Raw genomic sequence first — 17,564 nt, forward strand, 5'->3', positions numbered from 1 at the left:
GACCTATAAGATCAGCTGCCCTGAATGAATGGTGTGCGCAATCAAGCTTGGGGCAGCAGTTTGGGTGAAATGAAATAAAGGGTGGCGTGTGTCTAAGTATATTTATAAATTGCTGGTCCTTTATAGGTGGTATTTTAGTGCCGTGCTGGTCCTTGCGTGTTTGAGTGCGGTGCTAAATACGTCGTTTGGCGCGATGTTGAAGTGGTTGACGGACGGCCTGCAACACGGAAGGCAGGATGTGATTTTTTATTTCATTGCACTATTTTCATTGCAAAGATTCTTGCTCCCAATCGCGGGTGCTGGCGGGACATTGGTTTCGAATAAACTCGCGAATCGAATCGAAAGCGACGTTCGCGACAGGTGGTATGAGCACGTTGTGCGAATGGATTACCGTAGTGCTAGGCATAAGAATTCCGGAGAATATCAAAAGAAAATCCAGGAGGCGGTTGCTTCAGTACGAGCTCTGCTAAATAACACTTTAAGATCACTACTTTCGATCGCGCTTGAAATTGTGTCCGTCACGCTATTTTCGGTTTGGCTTGTGGGGTGGCGAGCGGGCGCGATTTTGATTTCGTTTGCGGTGGTTTACTCTGCTTTTGTCATCTATGTCACGAAGAGGCGAGTGCCGTTGATGAGGGATATCGTAAAATTGGATGCTGAATGTTCGGCATTCATGCACGACAGCTTTATCAATTCTGATTTCATTTCCCCCGCTGTTATGGTGGAAAGAATAAATCGCCACCATGCATTGCTGGCAAAGCTGGAAATTAGAAAGGATGGGAATTCCAATAGGCTATTTGTTGACAGTCTTGTTTCCTCTGTTATATGTCTGGTGGTGTGTTTCGCGAGTCTCATGCTGTACTACAGACAGGGGGGGGATTCGATTGGAGTCGTTGTCATGCTTGCGACCGGGTTGGCGCAATTGATTTCTCAGATCAATGCGCTTGGATTTAATTATCGTAATGTTCTCGGTGCGAAGATTGATATATTGAGGATTTCGGAAGGATTGAGAATTGAGGGGGATTTAAATTGTGATGCGGGTTGTCCGGTGTTGGATGGAGGCCGATATAAATTTTCCTTTCGAGATTTCAGAATGGCAGACTCATCGAACAGAAACATGCCGCCAATCAACGGGGATATCACGATCGAACTGGGTTCATTGAACATACTGCGTGGCCCAAGTGGAATTGGAAAAAGTACTGTTGCACGTGCAATGCGTGGAGAAATTCGCTCTTCGGCAGAGCAATTGCTTATAAATGATACTGATGTAATTAGTCTGGATTCGGATTTGTTGTTGAAAAAGATGGGTTATGTTTCTCAAGACAATATCATCTTCAATGAGTCTATCGTCGAAAATCTTCGCTATGGTAAACCCAGTGCTACGCTAGAAGAAATCATCGATGCGCTTACAAAGGTTGGGCTTCACAAATTTACGGGCGATCTCGAATATGTCGTGGGCGAAAAGGGTGGTCGACTTTCTGGCGGGGAGCGCCAGAGACTGGTTATCGCCAGGGGATTGCTGCAAGAATGTGACATCTTGATACTTGACGAGCCATTTTCTGGGTTGGACGAAAAGAGAGCCTCCGATCTTGCAGGTACTATAGTGCGCCTCGCGGATAGCACCGTCATGTTCGTGATTATGCATCAGCGTCCAGAGGCAGTTTTTAATTCTAGTTCAACGATTAACTCGCACGTCATGGAGGAGTTTGGCGGCGAGATTCATATTAAGCGTGGGAGGTAGCATGCTTAGTTCCGGAGATTTCTTGTCTGAGGGGCTTAATTTGCGGCCCTATGCATTCGACTCGATAAACGTCGATCGAATCGCCACTTGGGATGAAGTCAATTCGCTCTTATCGAGTGGGCTGATCGATTATCCGAGGATCCGGATTGCTGCTGCAGGCAATGACTACAGCCGCGGCTATAACGGATTCCTACGCTATTCGATCTCGGAACGGGGGGAGCGACGACCAAGAGTGGTTCCTGGCGTGCTGCGCAAGGTACTGACCGATGGTTGCGCAATCATCATTGACAACTGTGAAGCATTCTTCCCGGGTGTTAGTGCGCTGACAGAGGAAATCAGCGATTCGTTTTGCTGCCGAACGTGGGCCAACTTGTATGTTTCACCCAAGGGGCCAGGCGGATTTGGTTGTCACTTCGATGATCATGATGTTTTTGCCATACAGATTCATGGTGTCAAACGATGGGTAGTATATGCACCTACATACCACTCGCCGAATCGAGGGGATAAGAGTTTTCATTTTCCGCTCCCTAAGGGGGAGCCACTTAAAGAATACACGCTATCCACGGGTGATGGCTTGTACTTGCCTTTCGGATATTGGCACGACGTCGAGGCTATTAGCGATATTTCGATGCACGTAACAATTGGTCTCGATTTCGTCAGAAGGGCGGACGTGCTGAAGCTATTCATCGACGAGCTGGCTAAGAATCGCTTTTTTCGCGACAAGGTGAACTATTCGACGACTACAGCCGAGGCGCGTGAGCTGAAGGAGAGGATAGTCGATGCGATAGGAGAGCTGGATATGGAAATGTTACTTGACGAGTTGCGTGGGCAGTGGCGCGAAAGAAAAGCCGAGTTTAATTTTCCGACGCTTTGATGCGTGCATCACGTACAACGATAATGAAGGTCGGATTACGCTATGCCTCATGGCAGCGATGTATTGGATGATGAATACGTGTTTCGGTCGGCAACCGCGGGTGCCGCTTGTAGAGAAGCTATAGAAATTGGTGCTTACCCAGATTGAAGGCGAGCGCATGTGTGACGCAAAGCGCGCGCGAACGAGCGGGTCGATCAGTATCAATTAGGATTTCTATATTGTTTTTGGTGTGAAAAATAAATACTCGATAATGCAGATTCGGGAGGTTTGGATTAATGCTTACCTGCATGGAGAGGTGGATTGGCTTGACTATCTTGAGATTCCTTTATTTTTCGTGATTAGAAATGGGCGGAGCATATCGAAGTCTGAAGAAATTGAGTTCATAGAGCGAAGTCGAAGAAAATTTCCAAACAGACGCGCGGATAATGTCGAATATACCGAAGTGGTCGACCAGGTGCAGGAGCGTAAGTACTGGGGCACAGTATCCGGTTCGATGAAAATCAAAAAAAATGGCGCGATAGCCAGTCAATTTTATTTCTTTGAATTGTGGTTGGTCGTCGACAATCGTTGGCAGATCGCAAAGCTGTGCATTGAAGATATCGATCATAAGCAGGAGTCTTGATGATGATCGATGCTTGTAGAAATAAGGAAACTATGTCCATGTCGCTCGCTTTTGACGATGAATACCAAGGTGCAAGAAAAGGGGTGAATTTCTTGCGGCGTCTCGAGAACTATCCTCCAGAGCTTTGGTATCAGGGTGAGCGGGTCACAAGCATTCGAGATACCGCAGGGCTCAGAAATGGCGTGGAGACACTCGCTGCGCTCTACGACTACCAATGGGATCACAGCGAATTTATGTTGGAGACTATTGATGGTAGGAGGGTAAGCAGGTCCTTTTCCATCACGAAGAGTCGAAGTGATTTGTTGGCCGTTGGTAAGGCGCTGCTTACTGGCGCTGAGTTTAGTCAAGGTATGCTCGGCCGTGATCCGGCTTACCTAAATAGATCAATTGCTTCGTTCGCAGGATGCGCGGATTTTTTTGACATCGGGGGGCGGGGATTTTCCGGTAATGTCAGGGAGTATTTTCGGTTTGTGCGGGACAATGATCTTGCTCTCACACACACCCTCTTGAATCCGCGAGCAAATCGTCGCGTCGGCCCGGCATTTCAAGATGATCCGACTGTATCCGCCCATGTTACAAGAGAAACAGATGCTGGCATCTATATAACAGGTGCTAGGTTGATTGCTACACTTCCTTTTGCCGATGAGATTGCGGTCTTTCCGGCAAGGTTGCTGGACGTCTCGGATGCGTCGAAAGCGTATGCATTTGCGTTCGTTCTGCCGACCTGTACCCCAGGATTAAAGTTCATCTGTCGCGAGTCCCTTGATTATGGGATGGGACGCAAAAATCATCCTCTTGGTGCACGATACGAGGAAATGGATGCCGTAGCACTGTTTGACAACGTATTCGTTCCATGGGAGAGGGTATTTTGTTATCGTGATATAGATATATGCAATCGTTTCTACGACGCGACTGGAGCAACCGCACACATCACCTATCAAGTGGTGTGCAAGAATATTGTCAAATTGGAGTTCTTTCTCGGACTTATTTCCCTGATGATTCGCGGTTCCGGGCTTGAGTTATTTCAGCATATTCACGATAAGATGGCCGATGTCTGGGCTGGCTGGCAAACTATGAAGGCGTTCAAGGCAGCTTCCGAGGCCGGGGCAAGGCCAAACGATTTTGGTGTTCTGGTTCCTGATTGGGAGCCGCTAGAGGCTGCTCGGTTCTTGTTTCCTCGCATATACCCCCGGATCGTGGAAGTCGTGCAGCAGATTGGTGCTAGCGGTTTAGTGGCATTGCCGACGAGCCAGGATTTGGATGGGCCGATGCGCAGCGAGATCGATAAATATTTTCAAGGCATGAGACTGGAGGCGGCAGACAAGATTGATCTGTACCGACTAGCGTGGGACGCTTCAATTTCTGCATTCGCTGGTCGTCAGGTCCTCTACGAGCGATTCTTCTTCGGCGATCCAGTGAATATGGCGACACGGATCTTCCGAAGCAACCCATGCTCGGAATTGATGGAGCGCGTGAGTGAATTTATTCACAATAACGTGGATTAGCTGCTTTTGATATCCTGGATTAAGCGCTACGTGTCCAGAGCCACCGGCACCTCGAGCCCGACCTTCACGCGGCTCATGCTCACCAGCGTCTTGAAGCGCTTCACGTTGTTGTTCGCGAAGAACAGCTCGCGCGTGAGCGCGTTGTACTGATCCATGTTGCGCACGGCCAGGATCAGCACGAAATCCCATTCCCCGGTCACGTAGTAGCACTGCTGGATCTGCGGGCAGCGCTCGAAGGTGCGCTTCATCGCGTCGAGCTGGTCGATCTGCTCGCTTTCGACCTCGACGTTGACGACGATCGTCAGCGGATGATCGACCTTGTCCGGCGCGACGACGGCGGTGTAGCGCTCGATCACCCCGCTTTCCGCGAGACGCTTCAAACGCCGGTTCACCGCCGCCGTCGACAGGTTCACGCGTGCGCCGAGTTCGCTTTGCGGCGTCTGCGCGTCGCGCTGCACTTCCATCAACAGCTTGCGATCGAACGCATCGAGTGGGGTCGTCATGATGGTGCGCGAAACCTCGAAAGAATGAGAAATTTTTGCGTCCAGGCAACCGATTTGGCGATTTTGTTGACCGGCATGCGCAATATTATTTTTCGGACCGACGGCGAACGCAACCCGCGCTTGCCCGATCCGAACCACCCGACGGACCGCCTGCGCGGTCCCGCACCGGAGCCTTTCCCCATGCTGATCGCCAACCCCCGCGCGTCGCGCGCCGCCTATCCGAACGCGCTGCGCCGCGTGATGAACATCGCGTCGGCCGACGAAAGCGGCGCGTGGCTGTCGCACTGGCCGCTCGTCGGCCACGCGCGCACGCCGCTGCGCGCGCTGCCGGATCTCGCCGCGCGGCTTGGCGTCGCGAGCGTCAGCGTGAAGGACGAGTCGTGCCGCTCGCCGCTCGGCAGCTTCAAGGCGCTCGGTGCGCCGATCGCACTGGTGCGGCTCGTGAAGCGCCTGCGGCGCACGCAGGATCTCGATCCGCAAGGGCTCGTCACCGGCCGCTACGCGGCGGAGCTGGCCGACCTGACGGTGATCAGCGCGACCGATGGCAATCACGGCCGCGCGCTCGCCGCCGCCGCGCGTGCGATCGGCTGCGGGTGCGTGATCGTGCTGCATGCGAACGTCGACGCCGAGCGCGAACGCGCGATCTCGGCGTACGGCGCACGGATCGTGCGCATCGCGGGGAACTACGACGAGTCGGTCGTCTGCGCGGCGCAGCTTGCGCAGGCGAACGGCTGGTATGTCGTGTCGGATACGTCGTACGACGGCTACGAGGCGATTCCGCGCGACGTGATGCAGGGCTATGGCGTGATCGCCGCCGAGGCGGCCGCGCAGGCAGCGCAGGACGACGGGCGGCCGTTCACGCATGTGTTGCTGCAGGGCGGCGTGGGCGGCCTCGCCGCGGGCGTGGCGAGTTACCTGTGGGAGCGCGATGGCGCGCAGCGGCCGCATTTCATCGTGGTCGAGCCGCGCCAGGCGGACTGCCTGTACCAGAGCGCGCTCGCGGGGCGGGCGGCGAAGGCGACCGGCAGCGTCGATTCCGTGATGGCCGGCCTGGCGTGCGGCGAGGCGTCGCCGCTCGCATGGGATTTCCTCGAGCTGTGCATCGACCACTTCATGCTGATCGACGACGAGGACGCGGTGCAGGCGATGCGCGGCCTCGCGGCCGGCAGCGAACGCGATGCGCCGCTCGTGGCCGGCGAATCGGGCGCGGCCGGCGTCGCGGGGCTGGCAGTGCTGATGCGCGACCCCGCGCTCGTGCGACAGGTGGGGCTGGATGCGGATTCGCGCGTGCTGGCGATCAATACCGAAGGCGCGACGGCGCCGTCCGTGTACCGGAGCTGCGTGGGCGAGGCGGCCGACGCCGTGCTCGCGCGGCAGCGCGACTGGCTGGACCGCGCGGCAGTGGCGGCCTGAACGACATCACGACCGATCCCGATCGACTCCGACTGACGAGGCCAACACCATGGACGCAACCGAAGAACGCACGCTGCAGGGACAACTGAAGACCTGGCGCCACCATCTGCACCAGCACCCGGAAACGGGTTTCGAAGAAGTGAATACGTCGGACTACGTCGCGCGCATCCTGACGACGCTCGGGCTCGACGTGCATCGCGGGATCGGCGGCACGGGGCTCGTCGCGAACCTGACGGCAGGCACCGGCCGTCGCGCGATCGGCATCCGCGCGGACATGGACGCGCTGAACATCGCCGAGCACGCGCCGGGCCGCGAACATGCGTCGCGCACGCCCGGCAAGATGCATGCGTGCGGGCACGACGGCCACATGTCGATGGTGCTCGGCGCCGCGCAACTGCTGGCCGAGCGCAAGGATTTCGACGGCACCGTGCGTTTCATTTTTCAGCCGGCCGAGGAGCATGGGCGCGGCGCGAAGGCGATGATGGCCGACGGGCTGCTCGAGCGCTTTCCGGTCGACGCGATCTTCGGCGTGCACAACATGCCGGGCATGCGCGCGGGCACGTTCTCGACGCGTGCGGGCGGCATCATGGCGAGCGAAGACAACTTCGTGATCCGGATCGACGGACGCGGCACGCATGCGGCGCGCCCGCACATGGGCATCGATCCGATCGTGATCGGCGCGCAGGTCGTGCTCGCGCTGCAGACGATCGTGTCGCGCAATCTCGATCCGGGCCAGCAGGCCGTGATCTCGTGCACGGAGTTCATCACCGACGGGCTGCGCAACGTGCTGCCGTCGACCGTGACGATCAAGGGCGACACGCGCAGCTATTCGCGCGACGTGCAGGCGCTGCTCGAAACGAGAATGCGCGAGATCGGCGAAGGGGTTTGCCGCATGCACGGCGCGACCTGCACGTTCGAGTACACGCACGAGTTCGCGCCGACGGTGAATTCGCCGGAGTGGGTCGATACGGCGGTGCAGGCGGCGGCGCAGGTCGCGGGCGTGGATGCGGTGAACGCCGACGTGCAGCCGATGATGATCTCGGAGGATTTCGGCGCATTCCTGCAGGCCGTGCCCGGCAATTTCATGTTCATCGGCAACGGCGAGGCGGCCGGGCGCGGCGGCGTGCCGCTGCATAACGCGGGCTACGATTTCAACGACGAGATCCTGCCGGTGGGGGCGCGGTATTTCGCGGAAGTGGCGCGGCGGGCGTTGAAGGCGGCGTAGCGCGCCGCTGCGTGATGCGTATGCGACGGGAAACGGCTCGCCGTGCGGCGGTCCGTTTCACTGTCAGGCCACACGGGCGACACGAGCGACGCCGCAGGCAACGCATCGCGGCCGCACGCGCGCGATGCGTTGCCTGCCGCGAATGTCGCTGCATCAAACCAGCTCGCCGAGACACGCGTCGAACTGCGTCACGAGCCGGTCGACATCGTCGGCCGTCGTCTGCGGGCACACGAGCATCATGTTGTGGAACGGCGTGATCAGCACGCCGCGATTCAGCAGGTACAGGTGCACGATGTGTTCGAGTTCGCTGTCGAGGTGCGCGCCGGCGAGCGTGCCGTTACGTGGCGGCACGGGCGCGAACTGGAATTCGGTACGCGCGCCGATGCGCGTGACGCACCACGGCAGCCCGTGCTTCGCGATCGCCTGTTCGAGCCCCGTCGCCAGCCGCGCGGCGAGTTCGAACATATGCGCATAGGCCGCGTCGGTCGCGACCTCGGCCAGCGTCGCACGCATCGCATGCATCGCGAGCATGTTCGCGGTGAGTGTCGTGCCGATCCCCGAATGGCCGGGCGGCGCGTTCAGCTTCGCCTGCTTCGCGCGTTCGGCAAATTCCGCGCTGAACCCGTACACCGCGCACGGCACGCCGCCCGCGATCGGCTTGCCGACCACCAGCATGTCCGGCTCGAGATCGTGCGCGACCGCGTAGCCGCCCGGGCCGCTGCTGATCGTGTGCGTTTCGTCGATCACGAGCAGCGTGCCGTAGCGGCGCGTCAGTTCGCGTGCCGCCTCCCAGAAGCCCGGATCGGGCAGCACCATCCCGATGTTCGTCATCGCGGGCTCGGCGAGCACGCAGGCGACATCACCGCTTTTCAGCGCCGCTTCGAGTGCAGCCAGATCGTTGAATTCGACGACGCGCGTGTTCGCGAGCAGGTCGTAGGACTGCCCGAGCAGGCTGTCGCGCTGCACGGGGCGGCCATCGACGAGATCGACGAACACGTCGTCGACCGTGCCGTGATAGCAGCCGTTGAACACCACGATCGTATTGTGGCCGGTGGCCGCGCGCGCCCAGCGCAGCACGAAGCGGTTCGCGTCGCTCGCGCTCAGCGCGAACTGCCAGACCGGCAGCCTGAAGCGGCGCGCGAGTTCGCGTGCGACCCACGCGGCGTCCTCGCTCGGCAGCATCGTCGTGTAGCCGCGCGTGGCCTGCTCGGCGAGCGCGCGCGCGACCGGTTCGGGCGCATGGCCGAACATCGCGCCGGTGTCGCCGAGGCAGAAGTCCACGTAGCGATGGCCGTCGACGTCGGTGAACGTCGCGCCGCGCGCTTCCTTCACGTACAGCGAGAACGGCGTCGACCAGTCCTGCATCCAGTGCAACGGCACGCCGAACAGCAGATGCTCGGATGCTTCCGCGGACAGGGCGCGGGAGACCGGCATGGCTTCGGTGAATGCGCGGCGCTCGCGATCGAACAGCGCGCGGGCGCGGATGAGGTCGACTCCGTGGCGGGAAGACAAGAGGGGCTCCTGGGCTGTGAAGATGGGGAAACGATAGCGCGGGCGGCGGGGGGCTGAACAGGGGCGGAATTACCGAAGCGAATGGCGGCGCGCGAATATCCGTTGCGATTGACGATGACGTTGTCGAGCGTGAGGGCAGGTGTTTCCCGTGCATGTTTTATTTGATTTGGGGATAGCACTGGTGAATGGAAACCGAAAAAACCGTGAAGGTTTCCATGGATATTTATTCGGGTTCTCGTGGCCTATCGTTAATGCACGCCGTGGTGTGAGGTATTCGTCCGAGTCTTTCGTTGCTGGCTGACGGGGGAATCCGATACGCGGTTACGAATGCATCCGGACGATTCGATCGCTCGTGCATGCGGCCTGGCATTTCGAATTCCGCGGGGATTTGCATGTTAATTTCGAGATAATGGAATACCGGATTTTCCGGAAATGGCGGGATCGTGGGCTCGAAGCGGGCCGGCTTTTCGGCGATCGGATTTCATCCATCCATCCAGAATGCGGGGCAACACAATGAAGATCGGAAAACAGCTTGCCGCACTCGCCGTGTGCGGCGCATTGGCCGGCATCGCTCATGCAGGCCCGACGTCGCCGCAAGCGGTCGTCAAGAAGATCACGCTGACGGCGCATATCGGCGACAGCCTGTTCGTGTCGAAGCCGGACAATTCCGCGTGGTACGACGTAGTCGAACTGAACGCGACGGACCGTGCGCAGCAGGCGTTCGCCGCGACGCTGCCGATCCGCGTGCGCACGACGAACCCCGATATCAACGTCGCGCTGTTGCAGCCGCTGCGGCTGACGAACGGTCGCGACGACATGGCCAACGCGAAGGTCGTGCTGATGGGCAAGGCGGGCGACGCGGAAATCGCATCCGGCGCCGCTCGCACGATCACGCTGGTCAAGCCCGGTCACGACGGCTTTGACGGCTACGACGAAACGCGCAACCTGACAGTCAGCGCCCATGCGCCGGCCGTCAGTGGCGCGACCTCGACCAATGGGAGTTACCACGGCGATCTGGTGCTGATGTTCGAACCGGCCGCTTCGGCGGGACGCGAGCCGGCAACGGGTGCGGTAGCGGCTGCTGGCGAGTAGGTCGTTGCCCCGGCGGACGGTGTCGGTCGGGGCGTTTCAGTTGAAGTTTGTGCGCATAAATGTACGACAACACATCTCTGAAATTACTCTTTTGCGATGTGAGTGAGCACATACATTCGAGGCATTATCCCGGTTAAAAAGGATATGCGACAAATACCGGCTCGGCTGCGGTCGCGTTCGGACTGCGCATTGTGATACGACAACGTACAAATAGCGATCCGCCGTCAGGCGCGTCGATACCCATGCACTGAAGGAGCTCCCACGGCCGCAAACAACCTCCGTTCGTCTTCGCCTGCCCGATCGCTCTCGGCGAAGCGCGCGTTGCGTCGCGCTTTCATCGGCTGGACCGGCGCGCTCGCCGGCGGCGCCGTGCTCGGCGGATCGCTCGCGGCGACCCGCGCCTTCGCGGGAGGCCACATGCCCAATGCGTCGGCGGTCGACCTCGTCTGGGGCGAGCATGGCGCGGTTGCGCGCATCGCCGCGTCGCTCGCGTACGTGTCGCGGCTCGCGCTGCGCGGGCGCGATGTCGACGTGACGCACGGGCGGCGCGCGCCGCCCGTGCCGGCCGTGCAGCCGATTGCCGGCGTGACGATCGGCAACTGCGACGTCGGCACGCCGGTCGCGTCGGGCACGCCGACGGTCACGTCGCCGGGGCCAATCCATGCGTTCAACGTGAGCGCGACGACGCTGATGAACGTGACGATCGCCGGGCAGGCCGTCAATACGACGATCACCGACTAGCGGGGACGTGAGGTGAAGGTGAAGGTGAAGGTGAAGGGCGCGGTTGGTCGATGCGCGCGAGCGCCAACCTGATTGAACGCGTTACGCCAGCGTCTTGACCATGTGATGCTCGTCGTAGAAGCGGCCGTCGACGAACAGCGAGCGCGGTTCCGTGCCGAACCGGACGAACCCCTGCGACGCATACAGCCGCTCGGCGGTGCCGTTGACCTCGTTCACGCACAGCATCAGCTGCTTGCAGCCCCACGCCTGCGCCGCGTGCGCGGTCGCGCTTTCGAGCAGCGTCTGCGCGATGCCTTGCCCGCGATACGCGGGATCGACGAACACGCCCCAGATCGTCGCCTTGTGCGCGATCTTCATGCGCGCATCGCGGCGCACGCCGGTGATGCCGACGAGCGTATCGCCGTCGAACGCGCCGAACACGGCACGTTCGTGGGTCGGCGTGATGCGCGTCGCGAATTCGTCGACGGGCACCTGCGATTCTTCGTCGAGCGTCGGCAGGAACGAGGTGGGCGCGGTATCGACTGCACGCAGGCGGACGGTCTGGAAACGGGCGGCGTCGGCCGCATCGAGCAGGCGGGTCGTGATCGTCATCGAGGGGATTCTGGTAGAGGGTTGTGCACGTCGGCGCAGGCTGCTGCGGCTGCGGATTGCATCGTACCTATGCTAATCGGAATCCGGATGACGCGTGGCGGCGTTCGGGGCATCCGCGGGCGGCCGCGCGGTCGACGCGCATCGCGCTCGGTGCGCGTCGCGTGTGACGGCAACGCGCTCGGTCCGTGCAGACGAGCGGCGAAACGGCCGTGCGACGCGTCGCGCTGGAGGCTGACTCGAAGGTGGAGGGACTGCGGAGGTACCGGCGGCGCGTCATGCGCGTCGCGTCGGCACAAAGGATGAGGATGACGTGAAGCAGGCGTATCGTCGCGCCGAACCGGCGCACGACGCCAAACGCGCGACGATGCGCCCGATCAGGTCAGGCGCGCCGTATCGGCATCAATACCGCGCCAGCTGATTGCCGTTGATCTGCACGCGATCGCCCGGCCGCAGATTGCCCGGCGATTGCACGTCGAACGAACGCATCGTGCCGTCGCTGACCTGCACGTCGATCCGGTAGCTGCTCGGGCCTTGCGCGGCGCCCATCTGCTGGCCGATCTGGTTGCCGGCCACCGCACCGCCGAGCGCACCGATCACGGTCGCCGCATCGCGGCCGTGGCCGCGGCCGAACTGGTTGCCCACCAGGCCGCCGACCAGCGCGCCGACGACGGTGCCGGCCACGCCCGACGGGCCGACCGAGCCGTTGACCGGCTGGATGTTCGCGACCGTGCCGTACTGCGTGCCGTAGCCGTTGCCGTATTGCTGCTGATTCCCGTACTGGTCATACGGCTGCTGCGACCCGTATTGCTGCGGGTTGTCGTACTGGTCGTACGGCTGCGGCGCCTGGTTCGGATAGGGTTGTTGCTGCTGCACGTAGCCCGGTTGCGAATATGCGGGCTGCGCGTAGCCGGGCGTCGCGTATTGCTGCTGCGGATAGCCCGGCTGCGCGCCGTAGTAACCCGGTGCGACGCAGGCGGTCAGCGGAAGCGCCGCGACGGCGACGAGCGAGGCGAACAGAACGGTCTTCGTGGAAGGCATGCGCATCATGGTGTTTCCTGCATCGGCAACGGGTTCGCCGACGAATGCTGGGACGGGTGGCGAACTCGGCGTGAGTATAAGGAATGGGGGGGAAGCGCGTCCGGTGCGGCCGGGTAACAACGTGTAAAGTCTGTTGCCGCGTAAATCGCCGTCCCGGCGGGGCGCCGAAGCGACGCCCGACAAGGGCGCGACGCGGCTTCCGGACGCCCGCTTTCCGGTGAGGCCGCCGCTGCGCGGCCATCGGCTTTTCCGCGGTCTTCACCGCGATCCCGCCCCATCGCCAGGCCCGGCCCGGCGGTCTCGCGCGACGCGCATCGCGAAATCGAATGCGCGGCATCGCGACATTTAATTGGCCTCGGGCGGCGGCGTCCGATATCGTGGCCCGATTCCCTGCCAACGGTCGCGCCGCGCCGGCTGCGGTTCCTTCCCCTGTCCGCGCCGGTGTCGCGCCGCGACCGCCCCACATTCCGAGCCATGACCGATCGTCTCTTCATCAACGCTGTCGATGCCGGCGGCCAGCCCATCAACCTCGTCGTCCGTGACGGCCGCTTTGCCGCGATCGGCGCCGATTGCGCCGCCGCGCCCGGCGCGGAAACGATCGACCTCGACGGCCGCGTCGTGCTGCCCGGCTTCGTCGACGGCCACCTCCACCTCGACAAGAGCTTCGTCGGCGATCGCTGGGTGCCGCACGAACCGGTCGGCACGCTGCGCGAGCGGCTCGCGGTCGAGAAGCGCCAGCTCGCGGCGGCGCGGCCGATCGTCGAGCGCGCGAATGCGCTGATCGCGCAGGCCGCGGCATTCGGTACGGTCGCGATGCGCAGTCACGTCGACGTCGATGCGACCACGGGCCTGTCGAACCTGCAGGCCGTGATGGCCGCGCGCGAGCAATGGCGCGGCATCGTCGATATCGAACTGGTTGCGTTCCCGCAGGCGGGCGTCGTGTCGTGCCCCGGCACCGCCGGGATCCTCGACGCAGCCGTGCGCGAAGGCGCGGACGTGGTCGGCGGGATCGACCCGACGACGCTCGACGGCGATGCGGACGGCCAGCTCGACATCGTGTTCGGCATCGCCGAGAAGCGCGGCGCGAAGATCGACATTCACCTGCACGAGCCCGGTGAAACGGGCATCGCGCAGCTGCTGCGGATCGCGGCGCGCACGCGCGCGGCGGGGCTCGGCGGTCGCGTGAACGTGAGCCACGCTTACGCGCTCGGCCAGGTGGGCGACGACGACGTGCAACGCACCGCGGCGGCGCTGGCCGAAGCCGGCGTGTCGATCCTGACGAATGCGCCCGGCGACTGCGCGTTTCCGCCGGTGCTGCCGCTGCGCGATGCAGGCGTGCACGTGTTCGCGGGCAACGACAACATCCGTGACGCATGGTGGCCGTACGGTAACGGCGACATGCTGCAGCGCGCGATGATGGTCGGCTATCGGTCAGGCTGCTACACCGATGAAGCGCTCGGTATCGCGCTGGACATGGCGACGCACGCCGGCGCGCGCGCGATCGGAAAGGACAACTACGGAATCGCGGTCGGCTGCGATGCGACGTTCGTCGCGGTGCGTGCGCCGAACGCGGCGGCGGCCGTCGCGGGCGTGCCCGCCGAGCGCTGGGTGTTCCGGCGTGGCGAAAGCGACACGGGCGCGCCGTTCGCGCCCGCGCTGCGCGTGGCGCGCTGACTCACCCGACCGGCGGCACGGTACGCGCCGTGCCCTCCTCGCACTGACTGCACTGACCGCACCAACCGACCACACCGGAACCGACATGACGAACCTGCTGATCCGCAACGTCCGCCCGAGCGCCGACGCCGCGCTCGACATCCTGATCGAAGGCGACCGGATCGCGCGCATCGGCCCGTCGCTCGACGCGCCCGCCGGCTGCGCGATCGAGGACGGCGCGGGCGCGCTCGCGCTGCCCGGCCTCGTCGAAGGCCACACGCACCTCGACAAGACGCACTGGGGAATGCCGTGGTATCGCAACCAGGTCGGGCCGCGCCTCGTCGACCGGATCGAGAACGAACGCCACTATCGCGCGACGAGCGGGCATGACGCCGGCGCCGCGTCGCTCGCGCTGGCGCGCGCGTTCCTCGCGGCCGGCACGACGCGCATCCGCACGCACGTCGACATCGATACCGAAGCCGGGCTGCGGCATCTGCACGGCGTGCTCGCGACGCGCGAGACGCTGCGCGGGGAAGTTGAAATCCAGATCGTCGCGTTTCCGCAGTCGGGCGTGCTCAAGCGGCCGGGCACCGATGTGCTGTTGTCCGAAGCCCTCGCCGCCGGCGCCGATCTGCTCGGCGGGCTAGACCCGTGCGCGATCGAAGGCGATCCGGTCGAGGCGGTGGACGCGCTGTTCGCGATCGCCGAGCGCCACGGCCGCGGGCTCGACCTTCATCTGCACGAGCGCGGATCGATGGGCGCGTACTCGCTCGACCTGATCCTGCAGCGCACGGCCACGCACGGCATGCAGGGCAAGGTGACGATCAGCCACGGGTTCTGTCTCGGCGATATCGCCGAACGCGAGCGCGATGCGCTGCTCGCGCGGATGGCCGAACTCGGCGTCGGGCTCGTCACGACCGCGCCGGCGGCGGTGCCCGTGCCGCCGGTGGCCGCGTGCCGCGCGGCGGGCGTGACGGTCATCGGCGGCAACGACGGCGTGCGCGATACGTGGACCCCATACGGGTCGCCCGACATGCTCGAACGCGCGATGCTGATCGGCATGCGCAACGATTTCCGTCGCGACGATGCGCTGGAAGTCGCGCTCGACTGCGTGACGCACAGCGCGGCGCGCGGGTGCGGTTTCGCCGACTACGGGCTGCGGCCGGGCAGCCGCGCGGACGTCGTGCTCGTCGATGCACTGACGTTCGCCGAGGCTGTCGTCTCGCGGCCGCTGCGGCGGCTCGTCGTGTCGTCGGGGAAGATCGTCGCGCGCAACGGCGCGCTGCCCTGATCGAAGCGTGAGCGCGGCGTCGCCCGGTATGATCCGGTTTTCAGCCGGATTTCCCGGGAGACGACGATGCGACGCACGACAGCGGCACGGGCCGCACGATGGATGGCGGCGGGCCTGTTCGCCGTGAACGCCGCGCATGCGGTGGCGGCCGGGCCGACCGACGCGCAGCAGGAAGCCAACCGGCGGACGGTGCTCGCGTTCTACGAAAGAGGCCTGAACGAGAAAGATGCGGACGCCGCGCTCGCGTACGTCGGCGATCGCTACGTGCAGCACAACCCGAACGCGGCCGACGGCCGCGACGGCTTCCGCCAATTCGTTGCATTCCTGCGTGACAAATATCCGCGGTCGCACAGCGAGATCAAGCGCTCGTTCGTCGACGGCGACTACGTGATCCTGCACGTGCATGCGGTGCGCGAACCCGGCACACGCGGCAGCGCGATCGTGGACATCTTCAAGCTCGAGAACGGCAAGATCGTCGAGCACTGGGACGTCAATCAACCCGTGCCCGAGCAGGCCGCGAACGGGAACACGATGTTCTGACGGGGATGGGGGGCGCCGGCGTTTCGATGCGCCCGCGATCGCGCCGCATCGGCGGTGCCGGCGGTGCCGCGGCGTCCTTCGCAGTGCCGCCGCATCCGGCCTGCTTGCTACTCCTCGTGTTCCAGCATCGTCGCGAGTGCCTTCGTCAGTTCGCTGACCATCGGGTCGGCCGTCGGCCGATGCAGGATCGCGATGTCCATGTGCTCGATCGGCGCGAAGCCCTGTTTCGCGGTCAGCACGACGTGCTCGTCCGTCACCACGCGCGCGGGCAGCACGCTGATGCCGAGCCCGTCCGCGACGGCGGCCTGGATGCCGCTCAGGCTCGACGTCGTGAAGCTGATCCGCCAGCGGCGGCCGCGCTCCTCGATCGTCTTGATCATGTCGTCGCGATAGAGCCCGCGCGGCGGAAACACGACGATCGGCACCGGGTCGAGACCGATCGACGGATGCTTTGCGCTGTCGATCCAGCGCAGTTTCTCGGGCCAGCGCACGACGGCCTCGCGGCTGTCGCGACGCTGCTTGATCAGCACGAGGTCGAGCTCGCCACGGTCGTACGCGGCGCTGACGTCGCGGCTCAGCCCGCACGTCACTTCGAGCTTCACCTGCGGATGCGCGCGCTTGAATGCCGCGAGCGCATGCGTCGTGCGGCCTGCCGCGAAATCGTCGGGCACGCCGAGCCGGATCGTCAACGCGACCGTGGCGCCCGACAGCGCCTCCAGCATCTCGTCGTTCAGCGCGATCATGCGCCGCGCGTAGCTGAGCACCGTCACGCCCGCGTCGGTCGGCCGCACGTCGCGCGTGCCGCGGTCGAGCAGGCGGTGCCCGGCGATTTCCTCGAGCCGGCGCACCTTCTGGCTGACCGTCGACTGCGTCGAATGCAGGCGCGCGGACGCCGTCGTGAAGCTGCCGCAGTCGGCGACCATCACGAGCGCACGCAGCAGGTCGAGGTCGAACAGGGGTCTATTCATTTCTGCACTTCTGTGGATTCGAGCATTTCATTTCCAAATGCGTGCGACGACTTTTAACATGGCCGGAGGCCGCGGGCAATCGCGGTTTCGCCGGACGCGGCGCGGCGTTTTGCGGCGCCACGGGGTGCCGGACGCATTGCATCGGCCGCGCTTCGGCGCGCGCGGCACGCAAGGAGGAAACGCGATGTTGTTCAAACGGATCGCGATCATCGGCTCGTTTGCGTTGACCTCGCTCGCGTCGGCGGTGGCGGCCGC

Annotated in this window: 15 protein-coding genes and 1 pseudogene; 11 read left to right on the forward strand and 5 right to left on the reverse strand. The window is 62.8% G+C overall.

The window, feature by feature from the left end; translation table 11 throughout:
• Positions 1-88 precede the first annotated feature (88 nt).
• The 4 genes from LGN17_RS13390 (at position 89) to hpaB (ending at position 4,742) form a co-directional block, all read left to right on the forward strand.
• Positions 89-1,741: an ATP-binding cassette domain-containing protein gene (locus LGN17_RS13390; protein WP_226197234.1), complete on the forward strand. Its 1,653-nt coding sequence runs from the start codon at positions 89-91 to the stop codon at positions 1,739-1,741.
• Position 1,742: 1 nt separating this feature from the next.
• Positions 1,743-2,615: a cupin domain-containing protein gene (locus LGN17_RS13395; protein ID WP_226197235.1), complete on the forward strand. Its 873-nt coding sequence runs from the start codon at positions 1,743-1,745 to the stop codon at positions 2,613-2,615.
• A 250-nt stretch (positions 2,616-2,865) separates the two neighbouring features.
• Entirely contained in the window at positions 2,866-3,237 is a 372-nt protein-coding gene (locus LGN17_RS13400; RefSeq protein WP_226197236.1) for a hypothetical protein, read from the forward strand.
• Entirely contained in the window at positions 3,237-4,742 is a 1,506-nt protein-coding gene (gene hpaB, locus LGN17_RS13405) for a 4-hydroxyphenylacetate 3-monooxygenase, oxygenase component (protein ID WP_226197237.1), read from the forward strand. The genes LGN17_RS13400 and hpaB overlap by 1 nt, the downstream gene beginning before the upstream one ends.
• 26 nt (positions 4,743-4,768) lie before the next feature.
• Here the strand turns inward: hpaB and LGN17_RS13410 are convergent, their stop codons facing one another.
• Entirely contained in the window at positions 4,769-5,245 is a 477-nt protein-coding gene (locus LGN17_RS13410) for an Lrp/AsnC family transcriptional regulator (protein ID WP_226197238.1), read from the reverse strand.
• 180 nt (positions 5,246-5,425) lie between these two features.
• Here LGN17_RS13410 and LGN17_RS13415 point away from each other — a divergent pair, with 180 nt between their 5' ends.
• Complete coding sequence (locus LGN17_RS13415; RefSeq protein WP_226197239.1) at positions 5,426-6,658, forward strand: diaminopropionate ammonia-lyase; 1,233 nt, start codon at positions 5,426-5,428, stop codon at positions 6,656-6,658.
• Positions 6,659-6,707: 49 nt separating this feature from the next.
• Complete coding sequence (locus tag LGN17_RS13420; RefSeq protein WP_226197240.1) at positions 6,708-7,883, forward strand: M20 aminoacylase family protein; 1,176 nt, start codon at positions 6,708-6,710, stop codon at positions 7,881-7,883.
• A gap of 153 nt (positions 7,884-8,036) precedes the next feature.
• Here LGN17_RS13420 and LGN17_RS13425 read toward each other — a convergent pair whose 3' ends face one another.
• On the reverse strand, positions 8,037-9,395 hold the full coding sequence (locus LGN17_RS13425; protein ID WP_226197241.1) for an aspartate aminotransferase family protein: 1,359 nt from the start codon (positions 9,393-9,395) through the stop codon (positions 8,037-8,039).
• Between the two features lie 513 nt (positions 9,396-9,908).
• Between LGN17_RS13425 and LGN17_RS13430 the strand changes: the two genes are divergently transcribed.
• Positions 9,909-10,487: a CS1 type fimbrial major subunit gene (locus LGN17_RS13430; RefSeq protein ID WP_226197242.1), complete on the forward strand. Its 579-nt coding sequence runs from the start codon at positions 9,909-9,911 to the stop codon at positions 10,485-10,487.
• Between the two features lie 216 nt (positions 10,488-10,703).
• Positions 10,704-11,141, forward strand: a pseudogene (locus LGN17_RS13435) (hypothetical protein); the annotation flags it as partial.
• A 168-nt stretch (positions 11,142-11,309) separates the two neighbouring features.
• Here LGN17_RS13435 and LGN17_RS13440 read toward each other — a convergent pair.
• Positions 11,310-11,819, reverse strand: coding sequence for a GNAT family N-acetyltransferase (locus LGN17_RS13440; protein ID WP_226197243.1), 510 nt, complete (start codon positions 11,817-11,819; stop codon positions 11,310-11,312).
• Between the two features lie 399 nt (positions 11,820-12,218).
• The gene (locus LGN17_RS13445) at positions 12,219-12,866 is read right to left on the reverse strand and encodes a glycine zipper 2TM domain-containing protein (protein WP_226197244.1); all 648 of its coding nucleotides are present in this window, start codon (positions 12,864-12,866) and stop codon (positions 12,219-12,221) included.
• 465 nt (positions 12,867-13,331) lie between these two features.
• On the opposite strand from LGN17_RS13445, the gene LGN17_RS13450 reads away from it, so the two are divergent.
• The 3 genes from LGN17_RS13450 (at position 13,332) to LGN17_RS13460 (ending at position 16,341) form a co-directional block, all read left to right on the forward strand.
• On the forward strand, positions 13,332-14,531 hold the full coding sequence (locus tag LGN17_RS13450) for an amidohydrolase family protein (RefSeq protein WP_226197245.1): 1,200 nt from the start codon (positions 13,332-13,334) through the stop codon (positions 14,529-14,531).
• An 85-nt stretch (positions 14,532-14,616) separates the two neighbouring features.
• The gene (locus LGN17_RS13455; protein WP_226197246.1) at positions 14,617-15,801 is read left to right on the forward strand and encodes an amidohydrolase family protein; all 1,185 of its coding nucleotides are present in this window, start codon (positions 14,617-14,619) and stop codon (positions 15,799-15,801) included.
• A gap of 66 nt (positions 15,802-15,867) precedes the next feature.
• On the forward strand, positions 15,868-16,341 hold the full coding sequence (locus LGN17_RS13460) for a nuclear transport factor 2 family protein (RefSeq protein WP_226197247.1): 474 nt from the start codon (positions 15,868-15,870) through the stop codon (positions 16,339-16,341).
• Positions 16,342-16,448: 107 nt separating this feature from the next.
• Here the strand turns inward: LGN17_RS13460 and LGN17_RS13465 are convergent, their stop codons facing one another.
• Entirely contained in the window at positions 16,449-17,309 is an 861-nt protein-coding gene (locus tag LGN17_RS13465) for a LysR family transcriptional regulator (RefSeq protein WP_226197248.1), read from the reverse strand.
• Positions 17,310-17,564: the final 255 nt, after the last annotated feature.

The organism is Burkholderia sp. AU30280, assembly GCF_020420125.1.
Taxonomy (GTDB): Bacteria; Pseudomonadota; Gammaproteobacteria; order Burkholderiales; family Burkholderiaceae; genus Burkholderia.